Here is a 24076-nt window from a genome sequence, read left to right as displayed (position 1 = left end):
GGCGCCCGGCATTCTAACTTGTCAAAACCTTATCCACACGCCGCTGGGCCGATCGAAAGGCCCGCAAATCCACTCGAAGATTGTTCCGGCGGCCAATGTTTGCGATAATTGCGGGTTTCCCTGAAAACCTCTTGCGTCTTTCGGGGACCATCCGAAACACGCTCCCCCGGCGGCCCGCAGGTACTTCATGCTTTTTGTGCGAAGAACCGGCGCGAACAGGGAAATAGGAAATCACCATGAAACGCACTTATCAAGCATCCAAAGTCCGCCGCGCCCGTACCCACGGCTTCCTGGTCCGCATGAAGACCCGCGGCGGCCGCGCCGTCATCAACGCACGCCGCGCCAAGGGCCGCAAGCGCCTGGCCGTCTGACGGCAGCCCACCTGCCGTTGCCAGCAGCCGACACGTCAGCGCAGGCTTCCATAGCCAGCGCTTCTGGCGTATCCGGTCCGGCTTCCATGCAGCGGCTCAAGACCCGCGCGCAATTCCAGGCCGTCCTCGCAGGTGCCACCGTGGCGCGCACTGCTCATTTCGCATTGCATCGCTGTGCGCTCGATCTCGCATCGGGCGCACCGCCGTTGTTCGCGTCCGACGATGTCTGGCTGGGCGCCATGGTGCCCAAGCGTTGGGCGCGTCGCGCGGTCACGCGCAACGCCATCAAGCGCCAGATCTATACGGTGAGCGCCGCACCCGGCGTCGGTTTGCCACGTGCTGCGCACGTGGTGCGGCTGCGCGCCGGTTTCGACCGCAAGGAATTCGTGAGCGCCACTTCGGACAAGCTCAAGGCAGCGGTGCGCGCCGAACTCCAGCAGCTGCTGGCGCGGGCGGCGCGTTCTTCCGCGCCCGCTTCCTCCTCGTCATGAAACGCCTGCTGATCGGCCTTGTGAAGGGCTACCGCCTGCTGCTGAGCCCCTGGCTCGGCCAGTCGTGCCGCTTCACGCCGAGCTGCTCGGCGTATTCGATCGAGGCGCTGGAAGTGCATGGCGCGCTCAAGGGCAGCTACCTCACTCTGCACCGCATCGCGCGCTGCCAGCCATGGTGCGATGGCGGGCACGATCCGGTTCCACCGAAATCACAGCGTCGCACTGACAAGTCAGGCTCGCTGTTTTCGTCTCTTCTCTCCTCCGACAAGAAGTCTTCGTCATGAACGATATACGCCGCACGATCCTGTGGGTGATTTTTGGGTTCTCGCTGGTGCTGCTGTGGGACCAATGGCAGGTCTTCAACGGCAACAAGCCGACCTTCCTGCCGTCGAGCAAGCCGGCCGCGGTGGCCTCCGCCCCGGCCGCTGGCAGCGCACCCGCCGCCAGCAACGGCGTGCCGGCTGCATCTTCGTCGGGCGCGAGCGGCGGCAGCGCCGGTGCCGTGCCCACGCAAGCCGCTGCAGCCGCGCCGCGCGAGCAGGTCAGCGTGACCACCGACCTGTTCAAGGCCACGATCGACAGCGAAGGCGGCACGGTCAACCACCTCGAGCTGCTGAAGTACGACGAAGCCGACCGCACCAAGCGCGTCGTGCTGTTCGAAAACGGCTCGCCGGCCACGCGCTATGTGGCGCAGACCGGTCTGCTGAACCCCGTCGACTCGGGTGAGCGCTTTCCCAACCACCTGACGCCGATGACGCCGAAGGCCGGCCCGCGCGAGATGGCCGATGGCCAGAACACGCTGGAAGTGGGCTTCGAAAGTGCCCCCGTCGGCGGCCTGAAGTACGTCAAGACCTACGTGTTCCACCGCGGCGACTACGCCATCGGCGTGCGCCACGAGGTGGTCAACGTGAGCGACCAGCCGCGCGACGCCCAGCTCTACATGCAGCTGCTGCGCCATGGCACGGTGGCCGCCGGCACGATGTTCGGCACCAACACCTTCACCGGTCCGGCCGCGTACACCAACGAGAAGAAGTTCCACAAGCTCGACTTCAAGGACATCGCCAAGGGCAAGATCGAACCGCCCCCGCCGGCCAACGACGGCTGGATCGCGATGGTGCAGCACTACTTCGCGTCGGCCTGGCTGCTCAAGGGCGATCCGGCCAGCGAACAGCTGCGCCGCGAATTCCGCGTGAAGGACCTGGGCGACAACCTCTTCACCGTCGCCATGGTGGCCACGCTGCCGAAGATCGCGCCGGGCGCCACGCAGGTCGTGAACAGCGCGCTGTTCGCCGGCCCCGAAGAAGAAAAGAAGCTCGAAGCCATCGCCCCGGGCCTGGACCTGGTGAAGGACTACGGCATCTTCGCGATCATCTCCAAGCCGCTGTATTGGCTGCTCACGCAACTGCACGGCATCCTGGGCAACTGGGGCTGGGCGATCGTTGCGCTCGTGGTGCTGCTGAAGGCGGCCTTCTACTGGCTCAACGCCAAGGCCTACGCCAGCATGGCCAAGATGAAGGCCATCAATCCGAAGATCATGGAAATGCGCGAGCGGCTGAAGGACAAGCCGCAAGAGATGCAGCAGGAAATGATGCGGATCTACAAGACCGAGAAGGTCAATCCGATGGGCGGCTGCTTCCCCATCGTGATCCAGATCCCGGTGTTCATCGCGCTGTACTGGGTGCTGCTGTCGTCGGTTGAAATGCGCCACGCCCCGTGGATCGGCTGGATTACCGACCTGTCGGCGCCGGACCCCTGGTACATCCTGCCGATCGTGATGACGGCCACCTCGCTGTTCCAGACCTGGCTCAACCCGACGCCGCCCGATCCGATGCAGGCCAAGCTGATGTGGATCATGCCGCTCGCGTTCAGCGTGATGTTCATCTTCTTCCCGGCCGGCCTGGTGCTGTACTGGATCACGAACAACACGCTGTCGATCGCGCAGCAGTGGTTCATCAACAAGCGCCTGGGCGTGCTCGGCGCCAAGAAGTAGCCGCACGACGCCCCAGTCATCCCCCGAAAGGGCCGCGAAAGCGGCCCTTTTTGCTGAAAGAATCCGCACCATGCTGTTCGCCCGCACCACCGATCCCATCGTCGCCATCGCCACCGCCTCAGGCCGTGGCGCGGTCGGCATCGTGCGGGTGTCGGGCGCCAGGCTGGCGCCGCTGATCGACGCCATCTGCGGCCGCGTGCTCAAGCCGCGCGAAGCCACCTACCTGCCGTTTCGCGATGCCGGCGGCGAGCCGGTCGACCATGGCCTGGCCATTCACTTTCCTTCGCCGAATTCCTTCACCGGCGAGGACGTGCTCGAATTGCAGGCCCACGGCGGCGCGGTCGTGCTGCAGCTGCTGCTGGCGCGCTGCCTCGAAGCCGCGGCCGAGCCTGATCCCGTCACCGGCCGCGCTCGCCTGCCCGGCTTGCGCGTGGCCGAACCTGGCGAGTTCAGCCAGCGGGCCTTTCTCAACGGCAAGGTCGACCTGGCACAGGCCGAGGCGATCGCCGACCTGATCGACGCCAGCACCGAGGCGGCTGCGCGCAGCGCCGGGCGCTCGCTGTCGGGCGCTTTCTCGCGCGAGATCCATACGCTGCGCGATGCGTTGATCCACCTGCGCATGCTGGTCGAAGCGACGCTCGACTTCCCGGAAGAAGAGATCGATTTCCTCCAGAAAGCCGATGCCACCGGGCAACTGGCAAAGCTGCAGTCGCAGCTCGCGGCCGTGCAGCAGCGCGCGAAACAGGGTGCGCTGCTGCGCGAAGGCATCAAGGTCGTGATCGCAGGCCAGCCCAACGCGGGCAAGAGCTCGCTGCTCAATGCGCTGGCCGGTGCCGAACTGGCCATCGTGAGCGCAGTGGCGGGCACCACGCGCGACGTGGTCTCGCAGACCATCCAGATCCACGGCGTGCCGCTGCACGTGGCAGACACCGCCGGCCTGCGCGAGAGCAGCGACGAGGTCGAGCAGATCGGCGTGGCGCGTGCCTGGGGCCAGATCGAAAGCGCCGACGCCGTGCTGTTCCTGCACGACCTGACGCGTGCCCATCTGGCCGACTACGCCGCCGCCGATGCCGACATCCTGGTCGGCCTGCGCCAGAAGCTGCTTGCGAGCGTGCCGGTGCTCGACGTCTGGAACAAGCAGGACGCCGCGCCTGCCGCCCATGCCGGGCATGGCATCGCCTTGTCCGCCAAGACCGGCCTGGGCATCGAGGCCCTGCGTGAACAGCTGTTGGCCATGGCCGGCTGGCAGGCCGTGCCCGAGGGCGTGTACCTCGCACGGGCGCGCCACGTGCAGGCGCTGGCCCGGGTCGAAACGCACCTGGCGCTGGCGGCCAGCCATCTGGCGGCGCAGGCCCAGTTGCTCGACCTGCTGGCCGAAGAACTGCGGCTGGCACAGAACGCCCTGAACGAGATCACCGGCGAGTTCGGCGCGGACGACCTGCTGGGCGTCATCTTTTCGCGCTTCTGCATTGGTAAATAGCGACAGCCGGTTTGAAAAACGTAAACAGTTGTAGCCGAATCTCCTGAGCATCGCTGATACTTCGGCTCACATGCGGGGGCCGAAGAAAACATGTCCATCCAGAACCTGAGCCGCGCCATCGCGGAGAACATCAACACCGACGCGTTTGCGTTGACGTTCAACGTCCAGCAGTGGGAAACACTGGCGGGTTATCTGCAGCCCATCGATACCGGCGTTGGCGACGTGCTGATCGAACAGGGCACGCCGGACCGCTCGGTTTTCTTCATCGAGAGCGGTGCCATCAGCGTGCACCGCGTCAGCAGCAAGGAGCAGATGCGGCTGGCCGTGCTCACGTCCGGCTCGGTGGTCGGCGAAGGCTCGTTCTTCTCGCGCCAGCCGCATTCGGCCAACGTGGTGGTCACCGGCGCAGGCCGTGTGTGGCGGCTCACGGCGATCCGCTTTGCGGAAATGTCGAACCGCCAGCCCAACATGGCGCTGGAGATCGCGATGGCGCTCGGCGCCGTGATCGCCAAGCGCATGGCGCACCGCTCCAAGCGCGTCGCCGTGACCTGAGGCTGCGCTGTCCGCCGGCGGATCGATCTGCCACATGCGGGCAGGCCAGCCAGCTTTTCGTTTTGACCCCCGAGAGTAGTCAGTAAGCAATCCATGGCCTCGATCTGTCCGGTCTGCAGCACGGAAAACCGCGGCGGCGCGAATTTCTGCAGGAGCTGCGGCGTCAAGCTGCCTGCCGCAGGAGACCGGATTCCCCCGCCGCCGAGCCCCGAACGCGAATGGGCCGCCACCGCGCCCGCCCAGTTGCGCGCGCCGACCATTCCGGCGCCGCTGTTCGATCCGGACGAGGCGCTGCCCGCGCGCGCATCTTTTTCGGCAGGTCGGCCGCGCGGCAGAGCAACGAGCATGAACAGACCGTGCTCATGGTGCACGACGACGAACTGCCGCGGACACCCGCGCCGCCCGCTTCGCCGCCGGGCCTGGAGTCGACCTGGGCCCCGAAGCCCGGAACGAAAAGGAGAAGCCGGGTCAAAGTCCGGCAATCCGTGCCGGCCGAACGGCCGCTGCGCAAGCGCGTGATCCTGTTGTGGCTCGGTCTGCTGGTGGTCGCGGTGGCAATGATCGTCGCCGGTTGGTCCGGCAACGAGACGCGAAAGGCGCCTGCGGCCGCTGAGGAGGCCACCGCCCCAGCCACCGAAACTCCAGTGCCCGTGGCGCCGTCGTCGTCGCCGCCCGCCGAACCATCGCCGGCGGCGCCCGAACCCCAGCCCGCCGAGCCGGCCGTGACGCCGCCTGCCGCGGAAACCGCACCGGCTGCCGCCGCGGCGCTCAAGCCCGCTGCCAAGCCACGCAACAAGCAGGCGACCACTGCCGCGCCGCCGTCGAACACGCCCGAACCCGCTGCCGCAGTCGCCGCCCCCGCCCCGGCGCCGGCACCTGTTGCTGCGGCCGAGCCCCAGGCCATGTGCGGCGACCGCAACTTCATCGCCAAGGCGCAATGCATGGCGGCCCAGTGCCTGAAGCCCGAATTCAAGGCCCATGCGCAGTGCGAAGCGGTGCGCCGCCAGCAGCGCATCGAAGAAGAAAAGCGCAACCCGACGCTGATCAACTGAGCTCGCCTCTACCCGGGGCCCCCCTGCAAAGCAGGTTCCGCGGTGTTCCCGAACAGGAAACTAGCCTTTTTGCAGGCGGTCGATGGCAATCGCCAGCGCGGCTGGCTTGCCGGACAGCACCAGCGTATCGCCCTCCGACAGCACCGTGCTGTCGGCCAGCGCGCGCGGCTGGCCGTCGTGCCGACGCAAGCTGGCCACGCGCACACCCAGCGTGGGCAGCGCCAGCCGTTCGAGCGGCTGGCCCACCGCGCGCGCGCCGGCGTTGAGCGTGAAGCTGTTGAGGCGCTCGTGATCGAGTTCGTCGGCGTTGTCGTCATCGGCGCCGTGGAAGTAGCCGCGCAGCAGGTTGTAGCGGGCGTCGCGCTGGTCCTGCACCACGCGGATCACGCGGCGCATCGGCACGCCGACCAGCGCCAGCGCATGGCTCGCGAGCATGAGCGAACCTTCGATGGCCTCGGGCACCACTTCCGTCGCGCCGGCCGCCTGCAGTTTTTCCAGGTCGTGATCGTCCTGCGTGCGCACGATCACCGGCACGTGCGGCGCATGGGCGCGCGTGTTGGCCAGCACCTTCATCGCGCCGGGCACATCGAGGTAGGTGACGACCACGGCACTCGCGCGCGCAAGGCCGGCCGCCATCAAGGCCTGCAGCCGCGCCGCATCGCCGAACACCACCGAGTCGCCGGCGGCGGCGGCCTGCCGCACGCGGTCGGGGTCGAGGTCGAGCGCCATGTACGGGATGCCCTCGCGCTCGAGGATGCGCGCCAGGTTCTGGCCGCAGCGCCCGTAGCCGCAGATGATCACGTGCTGCGCGGTGTTGATGGTCTTGCGCGCGATGGTCGTCATCTGCAGCGACTGCTGCAGCCAGTCGCTGGCCACGAGCTTTCGCACGATGGCGTTGCTGTACATGATGATGAACGGCGTCGTGAGCATCGACAGCACCATCGACGCCAGCACCGGGTTGGCCAGCCACGGCGGCAGCAGGCTGCGCTCCTGCGCCAGCGTCAGCAGCACGAAGCCGAACTCGCCCGCCTGCGCCAGGTAGAGGCCGGTGCGCAGCGATACGCCCGAGGTGGCGCCCAGCACCCGCGCCAGCACCGTCACCAGCCCCAGCTTGAACGCCAGCGGCACCAGCAGCAGCACGGCCACCAGCAGCCAGCGCTCGACCACGATATGCCAGTCGAGCGACATGCCCACGGTGATGAAGAACAGCCCCAGCAGCACGTCGTGGAAGGGACGGATGTCGGTCTCGACCTGGTGCTTGTATTCGGTCTCCGACACCAGCATGCCCGCGATGAAGGCGCCCAGCGCCAGGCTCAGGCCGGCCAGTTCGGTGAGCCAGGCCAGGCCGAGCGTGATCAGCAGCACGTTCAGGATGAAGAGCTCCTCGCTGCGCCGCCGCGCCACCAGCGTGAGCCACCAGCGCATGATGCGCGGGCCGCCGTACAGCAGCACGCCGATCAGGAAGCTCGCCTTCAGCAGCGCGAAGCCCAGCGCCTTGGCCAGCGCCTCGGGCGGCGCGCCCAGTGCGGGGATCAGCACCAGCAGCGGCACCACGGCCAGGTCCTGGAACAGCAGCACGCCCATCACGCGCTTGCCGTGTTCGCTCTCGAGTTCGAGCCGCTCGGCCATCAGCTTGACCACGATGGCCGTGCTGCTCATGGTGAGTGCGCCCGACAGCGCCAGCGCGGTCTGCCAGCCGAGCCGCCACGACGGCGGCAGCCAGTGGGCAATCAGCAGCGCGCCGGCCGTGGCGATGGCCATCGTCAGCAGCACCTGCAGCAGGCCGAGCCCGAACACGTGCTTTCGCATCGCGCGCAGCTTGGGCAGGCTGAACTCCAGCCCGATCACGAACATGAGGAACACCACGCCGAATTCGCCCAGGTGCTGGATGCCTTCGGTGTTCTGCGCCAGCGCGAAGGCATGCGGCCCGATCAGCACGCCGGCCGAGAGATAGCCCAGCATCGGCGGCAGCTTGAGGGAGCGGCACGCCACCACGCCGATCACCGCGGCGAGGAGATACAACAGCGTGAGATCGAACGAAGACATAGGCGGCGATGCTAGAGCAAGACCCATGCGCAGCGCGTCGGGGAGGACACCGAGCGCCGGGCGTGGGGACATCGAGCGCCCCTCGGGGGGAGCGAGGACACGCAGTGCCGAGCGTGGGGGCAACGAGCGCCGCCGGGCCGCCCCAAGGCGCGAGCGCCCCCTTGGGGGGCAGCGAGGACACGCAGTGCCGAGCGTGGGGGCAACGAGCGCCGCCGGGCCGCCCCAAGGCGCGAGCGCCCCCTTGGGGGGCAGCGAGGACACGCAGTGCCGAGCGTGGGGGCAACCCTCCGGCCCGTAAAATCCGGCAATGAGCTCCCGTCCCGTCCCGACCCCCGTGGTCGACCCCGAAGCCATCCTCGCTCGGGCACGTCTCACCTTCGACATCGAAGCCGAAGCCGTCACCGGTCTGAAGACCCGCGTCGGCCCGAGCTTCGTCGAGGCCGTGCGCAAGATCCTCGAAGTGCGCGGCCGCGTGGTCGTGATGGGCATGGGCAAGAGCGGCCACGTCGGCCGCAAGATCGCCGCCACCCTCGCCTCCACCGGCACGCCCGCGATGTTCGTGCACCCGGCCGAGGCCAGCCACGGCGACCTCGGCATGATCAAGGCGGTCGACCTGGTGCTCGCCATTTCCAACAGCGGCGAGGTCGACGAGCTCACCGTCATCCTGCCGGTCGTCAAGCGCCAGGGCGTGCCCCTGATCGCCATGACCGGCCGCCCTGAATCCACCCTCGCGCGCCATGCCGATATCGTGATCGACGCGGGCGTGTCCAAGGAAGCCTGCCCGCTCAACCTCGCCCCCACCGCGAGCACCACCGCCCAGATGGCGATGGGCGACGCGCTGGCCGTGGCGCTGCTCGACGCGCGCGGCTTCGGCTCGGAAGATTTCGCGCGCTCGCACCCGGGCGGTGCGCTGGGGCGCAAGCTGCTCACCCACGTGAGCGACGTGATGCGCTCGGGCGACGAGGTGCCGCGCGTGCCGCCCTCGGCCACCATCAGCGAGCTGATGCGCGCAATGAGCATCAAGGGCTTTGGCGCCGCCGCGGTGGTCGAGCCCGACGGCCGCGCCTCGGGCATCTTCACCGACGGCGACCTGCGCCGCCTGATCGAGGCGGGCGCGGACCTGCGCACGCCCAAGGCGGTCGACGTCATGCACCGCGACCCGCGCACCATCCGCGTCGATGCGCTGGCGGTGGAAGCCGCCGAGCTGATGGAGCAATGCGGCATCACTCGCCTGTTCGTGATCGATGGCGCCGGCGTGGTCGTCGGCGCGATCAACACCAACGACCTGATGCGCGCGAAGGTCATCTGATGCCGCTCGAGTTCCAGGCCGAGACATTGCTCGCCGCGCAGGACGTGCGCATCGTCTTCTTCGACATCGACGGCGTCCTGACCGACGGCGGCGTGTACTTCACCGAGCACGGCGAGACGCTCAAGCGCTTCAGCATCCTCGACGGCTACGGCCTGAAGCTGCTGCGCAAGGCGGGCATCGTGCCGGCCGTGATCACGGGGCGTGATTCGAAGCCGCTGCGCGTGCGGCTCGAGGCGCTGGGCATCGAGCACGTGCGCTACGGCACCGAAGACAAGCTGCCCGCCGCCCAGGCCATGCTCGACCAGCTCGGCTTCGGCTGGGCGCAGGCCGCGGCCATCGGCGACGACTGGCCCGACCTGCCGGTGCTGGCGCGCGTCGGCTTCGCGGCGGCGCCGGCCAACGCCCATGTGGAAGTGCGCGGCATTGCGCGCTACGTCACCCGGGCGCGCGGCGGCGAAGGCGCGGCGCGCGAGTTCTGCGACCTGCTGCTCACGGCCTGTGGCCAGTACCGCGCGATGCTCGACGCTGCCCGGGGCCCGAATCCATGAGCAACGTGAAACGCGCATGGAGCGCGGTGCGCGACGTCCTCGACCGCGCCACGATCTACCTGCCGATCATCCTGACGGCGGCCGTCGCGCTCGGCACCTACTGGCTGGTGCGCAACGCGCCCAAGCTGCTGGAGCCCACGGCCAAGGCCGCGCCCACGCACGAGCCCGACTACTTCATGCGCGATTTCGTCATCAAGAACTTCCTGCCCAACGGCGACCTGCGCAGCGAACTGCACGGCACCGAAGGCCGGCACTACCCGGACTCGGACACCATGGAGGTCGACAAGGTGCGCATGCGAACGGTGTCGCCCGAAGGGCTCGTGACGCGCGCAACGGCCGACCGGGGCGTGTCGAACTCCGACGGCAGCGAGATCCAGCTGTTCGGCAACGCGATCGTCATCCGCGATCCGTCCGTAGGGCCCGGTGGCAAGCCTGCGCCGCGCCTCGAGTTCCGTGGCGACTTCCTGCACGCCTACGTCGACACCGAACGCGTCACGTCGAACAAGCCGGTCACGCTGATCCGCGGCACCGACCAGTTCACCGGCGACACGCTCGACTACGACAACCTGAGCGGCGTGGCGAATCTGAACGGCCGGGTGCGCGGCGTGCTGATTCCTTCGGCGGCTGCTCCTGCAGGGAAGCGCTGAATGACTTCATCCCCGCTTGTCTTCATCACCGGCGCTTCGAGCGGCATCGGCCAGGCGCTGGCTGCGAGCTTCTACGATGCGGGCTATCGCCTGGCGCTGGTCGCCCGGCGCACGGGCGAGATCGAATCGTGGGCTGCGGCGCGCCAGCTGAGCGCAGACCGCTACCGGATCTACAGCGCCGACGTGGCGCAGACCGACAGCATCGTCGCTGCCGGCAATGCCTGCATCGCGCAGCAGGGGCTGCCCGACGTGGTGATCGCCAATGCAGGCATCAGCGTCGGCATCGACACGGCCGAGCGTTCCGACCTCGACGTGCTGGCGCAGACCTTCGCCACCAACAACGTCGGCCTGGCCGCCACCTTCCATCCATTCGTGCGGGCGATGGTGCAGCGCGGCAGCGGGCGGCTGGTGGGCATCGGCAGCGTGGCGTCCATCCGCGGGTTGCCGGGGCACGGCGCGTACTGCGCCAGCAAGGCCGGCGTGGTGGCGTACTGCGAGAGCCTGCGCGGCGAGCTGCACAGCAGCGGCGTCAAAGTCGTCACCCTGTGCCCGGGCTACATCGATACGCCGCTGACGCAGGGCAACCGCTACGGCATGCCCTTCCTCATGAAGGCCGAGGATTTCGCCGCCCAGGCGCTGCGCGCCATCGAGGCCGGCACGAGCTATCGCGTGATCCCGTGGCAGATGGGCGTGGTTGCCAAGATCATGCGCATGCTGCCCAACGCCGTGCTCGACCGGGCGGTGCAGGGGCGCGCACGCAAGAAGCGCAGCGGCGAAGCCTGACAAACCGCACGCGCCGAGCGATCGGCCATTGAAAAAGGCTCCCGAGGGAGCCTTTTGTCTGTGTGTGCCTTGCAGTGCAGGGCTCAGTAGCCGCTGTTGCCGCCGCCGTAGCCACCGCCACCACCGCCGGAACGGCCACCGCCGCCACGGGGGCCGGCGCCGTAGGGGCTGCGGAAACCGCCATCGCCACCACCACCGCCGCCGCCACTGCGGCCACCACCACCGCCGCCGTAGCCGCCGCCACCGCCGGAGCGGCCGCCGCCGCCACCACCGTAGCCGCCACCACCGCCGCCGTAGCCACCGCCACCACCGCCGCCATAACCACCACCGCCGCCGCCGTAACCGCCGCCACCACCGCTGCGCGGGGGACGTGCTTCCATCGGACGTGCTTCATTGACGACGACGCTGCGACCACCCAGGGGCTGGCCGTTCATGCCGTTGATAGCGGCTTGTGCTTCCGCGTCACTGCCCATCTCGACGAAGCCGAAGCCCTTCGAGCGGCCCGTGTCGCGTTCCATCATGACCTTGGCGCTGGTCACTGCGCCGAACTGCCCGAAGGCCTGTTCGAGATCTCCGTCGCGCACCGAGTAAGGCAGGTTGCCGACGTACAGTTTGTTGCCCATCAAGGGACTCCTATAAACACATCAAGAAAAGCGATGGAGTCCCGGAAAGCATCACTCAAACGAGAGCCGTCGAGCCGCGCGAAACTGACCGATCACCGAACTTGCCCCCCGACCAAAATGAAGAGGGAGGCTCGTGCATTATGGGTGAAATAGCCGAAATGCAAGCAGGAATTTGCGTCTTGAGGTAGCACCTGTCAAAACTCCTGAAAGCTAGCACCTACTTGCGGGGTGAGGCGAGGTCCTTGGTGCTACATGTAGAATTCGCCCGTCATTGGGGAGTAGCCGCCTTCCGATTTGCGAGAGGGGCCCGCGTCAACAGACTTGTCCTGCCCCACAGGACATGGCGCGTGCAGTGAACACACCTGGCGAGACCTTTGACCGTGCAACTTCGGGAATATGGCCGAAGGTGTTGCACGGTCAATTGCGTCCTTCGGCCCAAGGAACCCCTCTTCATCATGGAAGCTTTTCTGGTTGCAACCGGCGTGGTTGCGCTCGCCGAAATGGGCGACAAGACCCAACTCCTGGCCCTCCTGCTCGCAGCCCGCTTCAGGAAACCCTGGCCGATCGTCCTCGGCATCTTCGCCGCCACCCTCATCAACCACGCGCTGGCCGGCGCGGTCGGCAACTACATCACGCGCTGGCTTGGGCCCGATGTGCTGCGCTGGATCCTGGGCGGCTCCTTCATCGCGATGGCCGCGTGGATGCTGATTCCAGACAAGCTCGACGACGATGACGCCCCGGGCGCGTCGAAGTTCGGGGTCTTCGGCACCACCGTGATCGCGTTCTTCCTCGCCGAGATGGGCGACAAGACTCAGATCGCCACCGTCATGCTCGCCGCCCGCTTCACGCACGACTATTTCTGGGTGGTGGCGGGCACCACGCTGGGCATGATGCTGGCCAACGCGCCGGTCGTATGGCTCGGCGAGAAGATCGTGCGGCGCGTGCCGATCAAGCTCGTGCACGGCATCTCCGCCGCGATCTTCCTGGTGCTGGGCGTGATCATGATCATCGGTTGGTAAGAAGAGGCCGAGCCCCTTCGAGAAACACCGCGGAACCGGCTCCACCGGGCCGCAGGTGTTGCCCCCGAAGGGGGTTGGCGAAGCGACACGCAGTGCGCGCAGCCTGGGGGATATACTTGCCCTGCGCCGATTTGCTTCAGCTTGCGGGCGCTTTATAAATCCAGCTAAAGACAGGCGCGGCAGACCCGGCTCGTTTTTGGCGAGGCCGGGTTTTTTCATTCATGTCGTCGTCACCATCCTTGGTCGTCACCTCGCAGTCGATGCAGTTCGCAGGCCCGCTGGCCCTGCGCAGCGGCGCGTCGATCAGCGACTACACGCTCGCCTACGAAACCTACGGCACCCTGAACGCCGAGCGCAGCAATGCGGTGCTGGTGTGCCACGCGCTCAACGCGTCGCACCACGTCGCGGGTGTCTACGAAGGCCAGGCCCGTTCCGAAGGCTGGTGGGACAACATGGTCGGCCCCGGCAAGCCGGTCGACACCGATCGCTTCTTCGTCATCGGCGTGAACAACCTCGGCTCCTGCTTCGGCTCGACCGGCCCGATGCACGCCAACCCTGCCACGGGCCGCGTCTACGGCGCCGACTTCCCGGTGGTCACGGTCGAGGACTGGGTGGACGCCCAGGCCGTGCTGCTCGACGCGCTCGGCATCCGCACGCTCGCGGCGGTGATGGGCGGCAGCCTCGGCGGCATGCAGGCGCTCTCGTGGACGCTGCAGTACCCCGACCGCGTGCGCCACGCCGTCGTCGTGGCGAGCGCGCCCAACCTCACGGCCGAGAACATCGCCTTCAACGAGGTTGCGCGCCGCGCCATCGTCACCGACCCCGACTTCCACGGCGGCCACTTCTACGAACACGGTGTGATCCCCAAGCGCGGCCTGCGCATCGCGCGGATGATCGGCCACATCACCTACCTCAGCGACGACGTGATGAACGCCAAGTTCGGCCGCATCCTGCGCAGCGCCGTGGAGGGCGAGGCCGCGGGGCTCGACTACCGCTACTCCACGCAGGACGTCGAGTTCCAGATCGAAAGCTACCTGCGCTACCAGGGCGACAAGTTCAGCGAGTACTTCGACGCCAACACCTACCTGCTGATCACCCGCGCGCTCGACTACTTCGACCCCGCACGCAGCCATGGCGGCAAGCTCAGCACCGCGCTGGCCCAGGCCACCGCCCAGTTCCTGCTGGTGAGCTTCAAGACCGACTGGCGCTTCTCGCCCGCGCGCAGCCGCGAACTCGTGAAGGCGCTGCTCGACAACCGCCGTAACGTGAGCTACGCCGAGATCGATGCGCCGCACGGCCACGACGCCTTCCTGCTCGACGACGTGCGCTACATGGGCGTGGTGCGCTCCTACTTCGAGCGCATCGCCAAGGAGTTCCTGCAATGAGCGACCTCGAGCATCAACGATTGATCGCGGAGCTGGTGCCGCGAGGCGCACGCGTGCTCGACCTGGGCTGCGGCGACGGCGCCCTGCTCGACCTGCTGCAGCGCGAGCGCGGCTGCACCGGCTACGGCGTGGAGATCGCCGACGGCAACGTGCTGCAGTGCATCCGCCGCGGCGTCGACGTGATCCAGCTCAACCTCGACGAAGGCCTCGCGATGTTCGACGACGCCTCCTTCGACGTGGTGCTGCAGATCGACACGCTGCAGCACCTGCGCAATGCCGAGGTGATGCTGCGCGAGACCGCGCGCGTGGGCCGCATCGGCGTCGTCGCCTTTCCCAACTTCGCGCACTGGCCCAACCGCCTGAGCGTGGCGCGCGGCCGCATGCCGGTGACGCGCCGCCTGCCCTACCAGTGGTACGACACGCCCAATATCCGCGTCGGTACCTTCAAGGACTTCGAGGTGCTGGCTGGCAAGAACAACCTGCGCATGCTCGACGCCTTCGGCCTGCAGAACGGGCGCGACGTGCGCTGGCTGCCCAACGCGCGCGCCAGCACTGCGGTCTTCAAGTTCGAGCGCGGCGGCGGCTGAACGCCACGAAGAACGCCGGATGAGCTTCACGCTCGCACAGCCCGTCCACAGCGAGCTGCTCATCAAGAAGAGCCGCTTCATCGGCTGCGTGCAGCCGGTGGCCGACCGGGCGGCCGCGCTGGCCGTGGTCGCCTCGCTGCGCGCCGAACACCCCGCGGCGGCGCATGTGTGCTGGGCCCTCATGGCTGGCGGCCAGTCGGCCGCGAACGACGACGGCGAACCCGGCGGCACGGCCGGCCGCCCGATGCTGGAGGTGTTGCGCCACCAGCAGGTCGAAGGCGCACTCGCGACTGTGGTGCGCTACTTCGGCGGCGTGAAGCTCGGCGCGGGCGGCCTCGTGAGTGCATACACCGACGCGGTCGCGCAGGCCCTGCTCGGCGCCACGCTCGTGCCGTTGCTGCGCCAGCGTAGCCTGCGTTGCGCCGTGCCCTATGCGCTCGAAGGACTCGTGCGGCGCGAACTCGCCGCGGCCGGCGCGGTGCTCGACGGCGTGCAGCACGGCGACGACGTCGCCTTCGCCTTCTCGCTCCCTGAGCCCGATGCCGATGCCTTCATCGTCCGCCTCGGCGATGCTGCGCAAGGGCGCGTCGTCTGGCCGCAGGCGTAACGCGCTTCGGCGGCACGCTGAGCGGCGCCGTCATCGCGAGGATGCCGCGCGGCGCCAATGGCATCGCTTCGTCATCGGGGCCGCGCCGCGCCATCTCCGCGGTCACGATGCCGGTCGGCACCGCGAGCACGCCCCAGCCCAGCAGCATCATGACGGAGGCGATCGCGCGGCCCAGGTCGGTCTTGGGCACGAGGTCGCCGAAGCCCACCGTGGCCATCGTCGAGATGGCCCAGTAGATCGCCACCGGGATGCTGGTGAAGCCATGCACCGGCCCTTCGACCACGTACATCAGCGTGCCCATCACCAGCACCACCAGCATCACGAAGCCGACGAACACGGTGATCTTGCGCCGGCTCGATGCCACCGCCGACACCAGCGCGCGGTACTCCACCGAGTAGCGCGACAGCTTGAAGATGCGGAACACGCGCAGCAGCCGCAGGATGCGCACGTCGATCAGGTAGGCCATCTCGGGCGCGAAGGCCACGAGAAAAGTCGGCAGCAGCGCGAGCAGGTCGATCACGCCGTAGAAGCTCGTTGCATAGCGCAGTGGCTTGTTCACGCAGCTCAGCCGCGCGATGTACTCCAGCGTGAAGAGAATGGTGAACACCCACTCGAGCACATTGAACAGCGGCCGCCACTGCTCGCGGATCGGCTGCACGCTGTCGAGGATCACCACGAGCACGCTGGTCACGATCACCGCGATCAGCGCCAGGTCGAACATCAGCCCGGCGCGCGTGTCGGCCTCGAAGATCACCGTGAACAGCGTGCGCCGCCAGCCGTGCGTGGGCTTGTCGAAGCGTGAATCGGTGGCGGACGACATGGCGCGCGAGGCATGCGCGGCGGAGAGGTTGTCGGTGTTCGAGCGGTTCATGGCGCCACATTGTCATGTCCATGGCCGACTTATTCGGTTACGCTTATTGCGCAATGAAGTGCCGCAGGCCGTGAGCGCGTTCTTACGATAGTCCCTTTCTTGAGGAGCTCCCCCTTGGCTACACAGTCCCCCTTCTTCGGCAAGCGTGATCGTGACACCGATTCGTTGACATCGCGCCCTGCACCGCTCGTCGGTTCGGGCACCAATCTCTCCGGAACCCCCGTCAATCCCTCGTCGCTGACCGCACAGCAAGGCGGCCTGAACGCGGCCGCCGCACCTGCCGCCAAGGAAGGCGGCAGCAAGCTCACCGTCGGCCCGAACATCAAGCTCAAGGGCGTCGAGATCACCGATTGCGACACGCTCGTGGTCGAAGGCCTCGTCGAGGCCACCATGGACTCGCGCCTGATGCAGATCGCCGAGCAGGGCGAGTTCAAGGGCTCGGCCGAGATCGACATCGCCGAAATCCGCGGCGTGTTCGACGGCAGCCTCACGGTGCGCGAAAAGCTCGTGATCCACTCGACCGGCAAGGTCACCGGCAAGATCCGCTACGGCAAGATCGTGATCGAGGAAGGCGGCCAGCTGTCGGGCGAGATCAGCTTCGGCGCCAAGCCGTCGCTGCACGCGGCGGCTTAAGCCTCCACGGGAGGCTTCCATCCAAGGCGCTCCAGCAAGGCACCGGCCGCGGCCGGTGCCTTTTCCTTGGCGCCGTTGATGAAGTAGACGAACACGTCGCGCTTCTTCGGCGACTCGGCCCAGCCCTGCGCGCGCTCGGCCCAGGTGTCGAGCGCCTTGGGTGCGTAGCCGGTCTTGAGCTCGGCGTCGGCCATCATGAGCCGTGCGTAGGCGACATCGCCCTCGGGCTCCTCGAACGACGGAAACTTGTCGGCGTCCGTGAACACGGTCGAGACCTTGTGCTTCTTCGCGAGTGCCTTGTAGGCGGGCACGATGAAGCTCTCGTGCCGCACGTCCATCACGTGCCGCAGCACGCGGCTGCCCTCCTTCTTCGGCAGCAGCTCCAGAAAAGCCTCGAAGTCTTCCGCATCGAACTGCTTGGTCGGCATGAACTGCCACACGATCGGCCCGAGCTTGTCGCCGAGCTCGCTCACGCCGCTGTCGATGAAGCGCTTGATCGAATCTCCCGCGGTGGCAAGCACCTTGCGATTGGTAGTGAAGCGCGAGGCCTTCATCGAGAACACGAAGCCGGCCGGCGTGTCGTCGTGCCACTTGCGGAAGGTCTCGGGCTTGAAGGTGCTGTAGTAGGTGCCATTGACCTCGATGGCGCTGACCTGTCGGCTTGCGTAGTTCAACTCCTTCGCATGGGCGAGGCCCTTCGGGTAGAAGTTGTCGCGCCACGGCTCGTAGGTCCAGCCGCCGATGCCCACCTTGATCCGAGTCGATGCTGCCTTGCTCACATTGCGCTCCGGGTTGAGATCGCCCGCACTCTACGCGGGCTCGCTGCCGGGCGCAAAATGCGTTTTTTCGTCACCCGCGGAGAACCCTTCGATGAACGCCCCCCTGCACCGCGAAATGCCCGCCAGCACGCTCGACGCCGAGCGTGCCCTGTCCGACGTCACCGCCCAGTGGGACGGTGACATCCTCAAGCAGCTCACCGACTACATCGCCATTCCCGCCAAGTCGCCCGGCTTCGACAAGGACTGGTCGGCCAATGGCTACCTCGAGACCGTGCTGCGCAACGCCGCGGCCTGGGTCGAGGCGCAGAAGGTCGAAGGCCTGAAGCTCGAGATCGTGCGCCTCGAAGGCCGCACGCCAGTGCTGTTCTTCGAAGTGGCTGCCACCGGCACCGACATGGGCGAGACCGTGCTGATGTACGGCCACCTCGACAAGCAGCCCGAATTCACCGGCTGGCGCAACGACCTCGGCCCGTGGACGCCCAAGTACGAGAACGGCCTGCTCTACGGCCGCGGCGGCGCCGACGACGGCTATGCGGTGTACGCCAGCATCGCCGCGCTGCAGGCGCTCAAGGCCCAGGGCGCGGCGCATCCGCGCATCGTCGGCCTGATCGAGACCTGCGAGGAAAGCGGCTCCTACGACCTGCTGCCCTACGTCGACGCACTGCGCCCGCGCCTGGGCAACGTCGAGCTCGTGATCTGCCTGGACTCCGGCGCCGGCAACTACGACCAGCTGTGGCTCACCACCTCGCTGCGCGGCATGGCCAGCGGCACGCTCAAGGTCGAGGTGCTGACCGAGGGCATCCACTCGGGCGACGCTTCGGGCCTCGTGCCTTCGAGCTTCCGCATCATGCGGCAGGTGCTCGACCGCCTGGAAGACAGCGCCACCGGCCGCCTGCTGCCCGCGAGCTTCCACTGCGAGGTGCCGGCCGACCGTCTCGCGCAGGCCAAGGCCACCGCGGCGATCCTCGGCGAAGAGGTCTACAAGCGCTTCCCGTGGGCGCACTACGACTGCGGCGGCTCGACCATGTTCGCGCTGCCGACCACCACCGATCCGGTGGAAGCGCTGCTCAACCGCACCTGGAAGCCGACGCTGTCGGTGACCGGCGCCGAAGGCTTTCCGGCGCTGAAGGACGCGGGCAACGTGCTGCGCCCGTACACCGCGTTCAAGCTCTCGCTGCGCCTGCCGCCGCTGGTCGATGCGGCCGAGGCAGTGCAGAAGCTCAAGGCGCTGCTCGAGGACAACGCGCCCTACCAGGCCCGCGTGACTTTCGAAAGCGGCGGCGGAGCCACCGGCTGGAACGCGCCGACGATCACGCCGTGGTTCGAGGACGCGCTCAACAAGGCTTCGCAGGCGCACTTCGGCGCCTCATGCGGCTACATCGGCCAGGGCGGCACGATCCCGCTGATGAGCATGCTCAGCGCCGGCTTCCCGAAGGCTCAGATGATGGTCTGCGGCGTGCTCGGTCCGAAGAGCAACGCGCACGGCCCGAATGAGTTCCTGCATGTGCCCTACGCCAAGAAGCTCACTGCCGCCGTGGCCGAGGTGATCGCCGCGCTGCCGGCCGCGCACCGCGCCGCATCGGAGCCGGCGGCCGCTTGAGCGAGGCGCTGCCTTTGCCGCAGCGCGTGTCGCTGTCCACGCCGGACGGCGAGACGCTCGCTCTGCGCCGGCTGCCAGCGCCCGGTCCGGCGCGCGCCGTGATCGTGGTGGTCCATGGGCTCGGCGAGCACGCAGGCCGCTATCACGCGCTCGCGGAATGCCTGCACGAATGGGACTTCGCCGTGTGGGCGCACGACCACCACGGACATGGCGAATCGACCGGCGCACGCGGCGGCCTGCCCGGCGAGCTGCGGCTGGTCGACGACCTCGCCCTCGTGATCGACGATGCGCGCCGCGAGAACCCCGGCCTGCCGCTCGTGCTGCTGGGCCACAGCCTGGGCGGGCTGGTGGCCGCGAGCCTGGTGGCGCGCGGGGTGCGGCCGGTCGACGGGCTGGTGCTTTCTTCGCCGGGGCTCGATCCGGGCCTGGGCGGTTTGCAGAAGGCGCTGCTCGCGGTGCTGCCGCGCATTGCGCCGAACCTGCGCGTGGGCAACGGGCTCGACGACAACTACCTCTCGCACGACCCGGCCGTGGTGCAGGCCTACCGCGACGATCCGCTCACGCACGACCGCATCGGCGGCCGGCTCGCGCGCTTCCTGGCGTACGAAGGCGCGACGGTGCAGCAGCGGGCCGCCAGCTGGCCCGTGCCGACACTGCTCCTCTACGCGGGCGACGACCGCCTCGTGGTGCCCGCCGCCAGCCGCGCCTTTGCCGCGGCCGCTGCGCCCGGCGGCAAGGTCGAGGCGCACTGCTTCGAGACGCTGTACCACGAGATCTTCAACGAGCTCGAAGCCGACCCCGTCTTCGAAGCGCTGCAGCGCTGGCTCAACCGGCGCTTTCCGCCGCTGGCCTGACGGCGCGCCTGCGCGCCAGCCAGAGCAGCGCCGCGCCGGTCAGCACCACCGGCACCAGCGAACCGAGGTTCAGCAGCCGCCAGCCCTGCGTGGTGACCAGCACGCCGGAGGCGAACGAAGTCACCGCCAGCGTGGCGAACACGCAGAAGTTCAGCGCACCCTGTGCACGGTCGCGCTCCTCGGCGGTGTAGGTCGTGAGCGAGAGCGTGGTGCTGCCGGTGAACAGGAAATTCCAGCCCACGCCCAGCAGGCACAGCGCCACGACGAAGTGGTGCAGCTCCACGCCCGAAAGCGCGATCGCGATGCACCCGAGGTTGAGCACCAGCCCCACACCCATCACCGGCAGCGCGCCGAAGCGGCGGATCAAATGGCCGGTGAAGAAGCCCGGCGCGAACATGCCGATCACATGCCATTCGAGCACCAGCGCGGCATCGGAGAACGGCAGGCTGCAGATCTGCATCGCGATGGGCGTGGCGGCCATCAGCAGGTTCATCACGCCATAGCCCAGCGCGCCCGCGACGGCGGCCACGATGAACACCGGCTGCCGCATGATCTCGCCCAATGGCCGGCCCCCGGCGGGCCCCGTGCGCGTGGGCGCGGCGGGGAATTCGATGAAGTGCATCACCGCCATCGACAGCAGCGCCACCGCGGCTAGCGCGATATAGGCGCCCGCGAACGGCACGGCAAAGACCTGGCGCGTGGCCGTCGCGAGGTTGGGCCCCGCGACCGCGCCGATCAGCCCGCCCGCCATCACCACCGACACCGCCTTCTCGCGCCACGCCGGCGCCGCGAGCTCGGCTGCGGCAAAACGGTAGAGCCCCGCATTGGCGTTGTAGTAGCCCGCGACCACCGTGGCGAAGCACAGCAGCCAGAAATTCTTCGTGGCAGCCGCGTAGCAGCACAGCAAGGCCGACACCAGCGCCACCGCCAACCCGGTCTGGAACGAGCCGCGTCGGCCGAGGCGCTGCTGCGTGCGGGCCACCAGGCCGGTGCTGAGCGCGCCGCCGATCACGTAGCTCATCACCGGCAGCGTCGCCATCCAGCCGCGCGGCGCGATGCTCAGGCCCACCAGCCCGTTGATGGCGATGAAAGTGACGTTGTTGGTCAGGAGCAGGCCCTGGCAGATGGCGAGCAGCCAGAGGTTGCGGTTCATGGTGTGTCCCGTATCGCGCGTTGCAGGTCGCGTTCGATTTCACTGAAAACGACAGGTGGCAGGTCGCCCAGCGTGCCTTCGGTGCCGTCGAGCGCCACCGCGCGCACGGTTTGCAGTTCCTTGCCGTCGGGGCTGTCCTGCACGAACCAGCCTTCTTCGATTTGCAGGCAGATGCGGCGTCCACCGGGCACGGCCTTGTTGAAGCTGTCGACCATGCCGCCCTCGCCCACCTCGCGCTGCCAGCCGCGCGTTTCCAGGCCCATGAGGGCGGCGTTCGATATGGCGCGGCCGGCCCAGTGCGGCAGCTCGCGGCGCGGGCGCAGCGCTTCGTCGAGTACGAAGACCGGACGCATCAGCTGTTCGAAGGGTTGCATGATTTCGTAGTCGGCCAGCACGGCGGCCCAGGCCGCTGCCAGCGACGGATCGAGGGCCGCGACTTCGAGCGGATGCGGCAGGCCGATGCGCGCGGTCTCGGGCAGCTTGACGGCGTCGTCCTGCAGGTCGGTCAGCTCGCCTTCGGCACTGATGCGGAAGGTGCCTTCGAGCTGCCTGCCCGATGCGTCGAACAGGCCCCAGACCAGCGGCCGGCTGAAGACCCGCAGCACCGGATGGTTGGCGAAGAAGGGAATGAACTCGTCGGGGCCCCAGCGGCGCTGCGCGCACATCGCGGCCTCCAGGCGCTTGACCTGCGTGGTGGCCACGGTCTTCGCGAGCTTGCGCAGCTCCTTCAGCTGCGTGGTTGCAGCGGCGGTCTTGCCGGCGTCGTCGTTGGCGCCCGGCTTGGGCAGCGTCTTGAGTGCCTTGCCCCTGGCGTCGTGCACGACGGGCTGGAAGTTGTCGTCCATGCGCACTTCGAAGCTGCGCGGGCCGAAGTCGAGCGTCAGCCGGGCGCGTGTGTCGAGGCCGAGGTCGGGCACGGTGCGGTCGGCCAGCTGGTCGAGGCTGAGGCCGCGCTGCTCGGCCACTTCGCCGAGCATGCGGTCGGCGCGCGTGCGCAGATCGTCGTGGCGGGTCTGGCGCGCGAGTTCGGCCAGGTGCATCAGCGCGGCATCGCTGCCGATCTCGCCGAGCATCGCCATCGCGTCGTAGGCGCGCACGCGGTCGAGCGCGACGCGCCACTGGCGCAGCAGGCCGTAGAGCTGGCGCGCGGTCTCACCGTCGCCGAGGCGGCCCTGCAGCGTGAACATCCAGCGCTCCTTGACCGGGCGGCCGTTGCCGATCCACCAGGCCAGCAGCGCGCGGCCGAAGCGCGCGAGGGAATCGGGCGTGAGTGCATCCAGCAGCCCGGCCAGCCCAGGATAGGGGGTGTCGGGCTTGCCGAGCATCATCGCCATCAGCACGTCGGGCACCACCGCCTGCGGTAGCGCGTGGCCGCCTGCCTTGAGGATCAGGCGGGGCAGCGTTGCCAGCGGCAAGGCCTTCGGCACCATGGGCAGGTTGTCGGGCAGGAGTTCTTCGGGCGCGATGGCCAGCAGCTGCGCCACCGCATTGGCGGCTTCGGCGCCGTACGCGTGGGCCTGGTTGCGCACCGCTTCGGCGTGGCCGGCGCCGTACAGCCAGCGCAGCGCGGCCTGCGCCGCCTCGCGCGCGGGGCCGGGTTCGCCCAGCGCGACGGGAACGAGGCCGCGCGCGGCCGTGTCGGGATAGCGCGCGAGCCACTCGCCGGCTTCGCGCCGGACCCAGCGGTTGGTGTGAAAGCCCCTGGCGATCCAGCCGGCGAGCGGATCCCATTCGATGACCGAGGCCAGCTCGAACATTGCGCGAGAGCCCTGCTTGAGAAAGCGCGGCAGCCCCGGCAGTGCGGCAGCGCCGAACGCATGGAGGATGGGCCGCACGCGCGAGACATCGCCCGAGTAGAGGATGGGGGGTGGCCCGTGCATGAATACCGCGACAGCCAGCGGCAGGGGCAGGTGCCAGATGCATTCGGCGACGCCCCAGTGGTTGCCCGGCAGCGTGCCGAAGTCTTCCGGGCCGATCTCGCGGCCGTTCGCCGCGACGGCCTCGATGAGCTCGGGGCGCAGGCCCAGCATCCACAGGGCCTTGTGAACCGTGCCGCCCTCACGCACCTCTGCAGGTGCGTCGGGTTGGTTGCGCGCGAACTCCTTCATCCACCGGTCGGCGCTTTCGCGCGAGACCCGGAGTTCGCGGGCCAGCCAGTCGGACGATTCGCCCGTGGCCTGCAGGTACTGCGGTGGCGGCAGATCGCTCCAGTGCAGCAGCGCCGTCGGCGGCAGGGGCTGCAAGGCCAGCGTCGGGATGACGGGCAGCGCCTGCCGGTTCTTCCACGGCGGGCGCCGCAGCAGCGCGGGCCAGGCATCGGCAGCGGCATCGGTCACTCCGCCGGAGCTGTCTTCCTGCAGGCGCGCGAGCGTCTTGCGCTGGGCGTCGTCGCAGGAGGCTTCCAGCGGTTTCTGCCAGTCGGGGTTCGCGGCCAGCAGCTCCAGGACCAGCGCGGCGCCGGCCTGGTGCCGCGCCGGGTTCGCCGACAGCAACTCGCGCAGCACGAACAACGGCCAGCGGCCCGCCTGCTTGACGAGGGCGTTCTTGCAGTCGATCTGTTTGACCTGGGCCACGAAGAAGCCAACGACCGCCGGATCGTGGATGGCCAGCAGGTCGGTGACGGCTTCCTTGTGCGGGGACGGCTCGAAGAACAGTTCCGCCGCCGCGGCGCCGTGCATGTCGAGCATGCGCAGCCG

Annotated in this window: 24 protein-coding genes and 1 riboswitch; of the genes, 18 read left to right on the top strand and 6 right to left on the bottom strand. The window is 68.3% G+C overall.

Annotated features, from left to right (window positions below; translation table 11 throughout):
- Nucleotides 1–236: 236 nt before the first annotated feature.
- The 7 genes from rpmH to ACEOAB_RS29455 all read left to right on the top strand — a co-directional run bounded on the left by rpmH (nt 237) and on the right by ACEOAB_RS29455 (nt 5936).
- On the top strand, nt 237–371 hold the full coding sequence (gene rpmH / locus ACEOAB_RS29485; RefSeq protein WP_007834827.1) for a 50S ribosomal protein L34: 135 nt from the start codon (nt 237–239) through the stop codon (nt 369–371).
- Nucleotides 372–457: 86 nt separating this feature from the next.
- Nucleotides 458–862: a ribonuclease P protein component gene (locus ACEOAB_RS29480; RefSeq protein ID WP_413750560.1), complete on the top strand. Its 405-nt coding sequence runs from the start codon at nt 458–460 to the stop codon at nt 860–862.
- Nucleotides 859–1146 carry a membrane protein insertion efficiency factor YidD gene (gene yidD, locus ACEOAB_RS29475; RefSeq protein ID WP_413750561.1) on the top strand — a complete coding sequence of 96 codons (288 nt, stop codon included), beginning with the start codon at nt 859–861 and terminating at the stop codon, nt 1144–1146. The genes ACEOAB_RS29480 and yidD overlap by 4 nt, the downstream gene beginning before the upstream one ends.
- Nucleotides 1143–2852, top strand: a complete 1710-nt coding sequence (yidC, locus tag ACEOAB_RS29470; protein ID WP_495653313.1) for a membrane protein insertase YidC — start codon at nt 1143–1145, stop codon at nt 2850–2852. Before yidD ends, yidC begins: the two co-directional genes overlap by 4 nt.
- Nucleotides 2853–2922: 70 nt before the next feature.
- On the top strand, nt 2923–4332 hold the full coding sequence (gene mnmE / locus ACEOAB_RS29465) for a tRNA uridine-5-carboxymethylaminomethyl(34) synthesis GTPase MnmE (protein ID WP_413751115.1): 1410 nt from the start codon (nt 2923–2925) through the stop codon (nt 4330–4332).
- A gap of 90 nt (nt 4333–4422) precedes the next feature.
- Nucleotides 4423–4884 carry a Crp/Fnr family transcriptional regulator gene (locus ACEOAB_RS29460; protein ID WP_056595025.1) on the top strand — a complete coding sequence of 154 codons (462 nt, stop codon included), beginning with the start codon at nt 4423–4425 and terminating at the stop codon, nt 4882–4884.
- Nucleotides 4885–5240: 356 nt separating this feature from the next.
- On the top strand, nt 5241–5936 hold the full coding sequence (locus ACEOAB_RS29455) for a zinc ribbon domain-containing protein (protein WP_495653312.1): 696 nt from the start codon (nt 5241–5243) through the stop codon (nt 5934–5936).
- Between the two features lie 60 nt (nt 5937–5996).
- On the opposite strand, the gene ACEOAB_RS29450 is transcribed toward ACEOAB_RS29455, so the two are convergent.
- The gene (locus ACEOAB_RS29450; RefSeq protein ID WP_413750827.1) at nt 5997–7982 is read right to left on the bottom strand and encodes a monovalent cation:proton antiporter family protein; all 1986 of its coding nucleotides are present in this window, start codon (nt 7980–7982) and stop codon (nt 5997–5999) included.
- 307 nt (nt 7983–8289) lie between these two features.
- Between ACEOAB_RS29450 and ACEOAB_RS29445 the strand changes: the two genes are divergently transcribed.
- The 4 genes from ACEOAB_RS29445 to ACEOAB_RS29430 are packed head-to-tail and all read left to right on the top strand — an operon-like array spanning nt 8290 to nt 11269.
- A complete protein-coding gene (locus ACEOAB_RS29445) occupies nt 8290–9291 on the top strand; it encodes a KpsF/GutQ family sugar-phosphate isomerase (protein ID WP_413750828.1) in 1002 nt (333 codons plus the stop codon).
- Nucleotides 9291–9839: a KdsC family phosphatase gene (locus tag ACEOAB_RS29440; protein WP_413750829.1), complete on the top strand. Its 549-nt coding sequence runs from the start codon at nt 9291–9293 to the stop codon at nt 9837–9839. Before ACEOAB_RS29445 ends, ACEOAB_RS29440 begins: the two co-directional genes overlap by 1 nt.
- Nucleotides 9836–10486, top strand: coding sequence for an LPS export ABC transporter periplasmic protein LptC (gene lptC, locus ACEOAB_RS29435; RefSeq protein ID WP_413750830.1), 651 nt, complete (start codon nt 9836–9838; stop codon nt 10484–10486). The genes ACEOAB_RS29440 and lptC overlap by 4 nt, the downstream gene beginning before the upstream one ends.
- Nucleotides 10487–11269, top strand: a complete 783-nt coding sequence (locus ACEOAB_RS29430) for an SDR family oxidoreductase (RefSeq protein ID WP_413750831.1) — start codon at nt 10487–10489, stop codon at nt 11267–11269.
- Between the two features lie 83 nt (nt 11270–11352).
- On the opposite strand, the gene rbp is transcribed toward ACEOAB_RS29430, so the two are convergent.
- Nucleotides 11353–11892 carry an RNA-binding regulator gene (gene rbp / locus ACEOAB_RS29425; protein ID WP_495653311.1) on the bottom strand — a complete coding sequence of 180 codons (540 nt, stop codon included), beginning with the start codon at nt 11890–11892 and terminating at the stop codon, nt 11353–11355.
- A gap of 261 nt (nt 11893–12153) precedes the next feature.
- Nucleotides 12154–12339: riboswitch (yybP-ykoY riboswitch) on the top strand.
- Between the two features lie 8 nt (nt 12340–12347).
- On the opposite strand from rbp, the gene ACEOAB_RS29420 reads away from it, so the two are divergent.
- The 4 genes from ACEOAB_RS29420 (at nt 12348) to ACEOAB_RS29405 (ending at nt 15490) form a co-directional block, all read left to right on the top strand.
- The gene (locus tag ACEOAB_RS29420) at nt 12348–12911 is read left to right on the top strand and encodes a TMEM165/GDT1 family protein (protein ID WP_056595010.1); all 564 of its coding nucleotides are present in this window, start codon (nt 12348–12350) and stop codon (nt 12909–12911) included.
- A 221-nt stretch (nt 12912–13132) separates the two neighbouring features.
- On the top strand, nt 13133–14296 hold the full coding sequence (metX, locus tag ACEOAB_RS29415; protein ID WP_056595008.1) for a homoserine O-succinyltransferase MetX: 1164 nt from the start codon (nt 13133–13135) through the stop codon (nt 14294–14296).
- Complete coding sequence (gene metW, locus ACEOAB_RS29410; protein ID WP_413751157.1) at nt 14293–14883, top strand: methionine biosynthesis protein MetW; 591 nt, start codon at nt 14293–14295, stop codon at nt 14881–14883. The genes metX and metW overlap by 4 nt, the downstream gene beginning before the upstream one ends.
- A gap of 19 nt (nt 14884–14902) precedes the next feature.
- Nucleotides 14903–15490 (top strand): IMPACT family protein, encoded by a 588-nt coding sequence (locus tag ACEOAB_RS29405; protein WP_495653310.1) that lies wholly within the window; start codon nt 14903–14905, stop codon nt 15488–15490.
- On the opposite strand, the gene ACEOAB_RS29400 is transcribed toward ACEOAB_RS29405, so the two are convergent.
- Nucleotides 15435–16361: an ion transporter gene (locus ACEOAB_RS29400; protein ID WP_495653309.1), complete on the bottom strand. Its 927-nt coding sequence runs from the start codon at nt 16359–16361 to the stop codon at nt 15435–15437. The two genes, ACEOAB_RS29405 and ACEOAB_RS29400, sit on opposite strands and share 56 nt — an antisense overlap.
- A gap of 114 nt (nt 16362–16475) precedes the next feature.
- Between ACEOAB_RS29400 and ACEOAB_RS29395 the strand changes: the two genes are divergently transcribed.
- Nucleotides 16476–16994, top strand: a complete 519-nt coding sequence (locus tag ACEOAB_RS29395; RefSeq protein WP_007834862.1) for a bactofilin family protein — start codon at nt 16476–16478, stop codon at nt 16992–16994.
- On the opposite strand, the gene ACEOAB_RS29390 is transcribed toward ACEOAB_RS29395, so the two are convergent.
- On the bottom strand, nt 16991–17773 hold the full coding sequence (locus tag ACEOAB_RS29390; protein ID WP_413750669.1) for a DUF72 domain-containing protein: 783 nt from the start codon (nt 17771–17773) through the stop codon (nt 16991–16993). The two genes, ACEOAB_RS29395 and ACEOAB_RS29390, sit on opposite strands and share 4 nt — an antisense overlap.
- Nucleotides 17774–17864: 91 nt before the next feature.
- On the opposite strand from ACEOAB_RS29390, the gene ACEOAB_RS29385 reads away from it, so the two are divergent.
- Both ACEOAB_RS29385 and ACEOAB_RS29380 read left to right on the top strand, forming a co-directional pair.
- The gene (locus tag ACEOAB_RS29385; protein WP_495653308.1) at nt 17865–19373 is read left to right on the top strand and encodes a M20 family metallopeptidase; all 1509 of its coding nucleotides are present in this window, start codon (nt 17865–17867) and stop codon (nt 19371–19373) included.
- A complete protein-coding gene (locus tag ACEOAB_RS29380) occupies nt 19370–20227 on the top strand; it encodes an alpha/beta hydrolase (protein ID WP_495653307.1) in 858 nt (285 codons plus the stop codon). Before ACEOAB_RS29385 ends, ACEOAB_RS29380 begins: the two co-directional genes overlap by 4 nt.
- Here the strand turns inward: ACEOAB_RS29380 and ACEOAB_RS29375 are convergent.
- Together ACEOAB_RS29375 and ACEOAB_RS29370 are read right to left on the bottom strand one after the other, a co-directional pair.
- Complete coding sequence (locus ACEOAB_RS29375) at nt 20199–21380, bottom strand: MFS transporter (protein WP_413751133.1); 1182 nt, start codon at nt 21378–21380, stop codon at nt 20199–20201. The genes ACEOAB_RS29380 and ACEOAB_RS29375 overlap by 29 nt on opposite strands.
- Nucleotides 21377–24067: a DUF4132 domain-containing protein gene (locus ACEOAB_RS29370; protein WP_495653306.1), complete on the bottom strand. Its 2691-nt coding sequence runs from the start codon at nt 24065–24067 to the stop codon at nt 21377–21379. Before ACEOAB_RS29370 ends, ACEOAB_RS29375 begins: the two co-directional genes overlap by 4 nt.
- Nucleotides 24068–24076: the final 9 nt, after the last annotated feature.

It is taken from the genome of Variovorax sp. Varisp53 (assembly GCF_059491555.1).
This window is presented reverse-complemented; position numbering and strand designations above follow the sequence as displayed.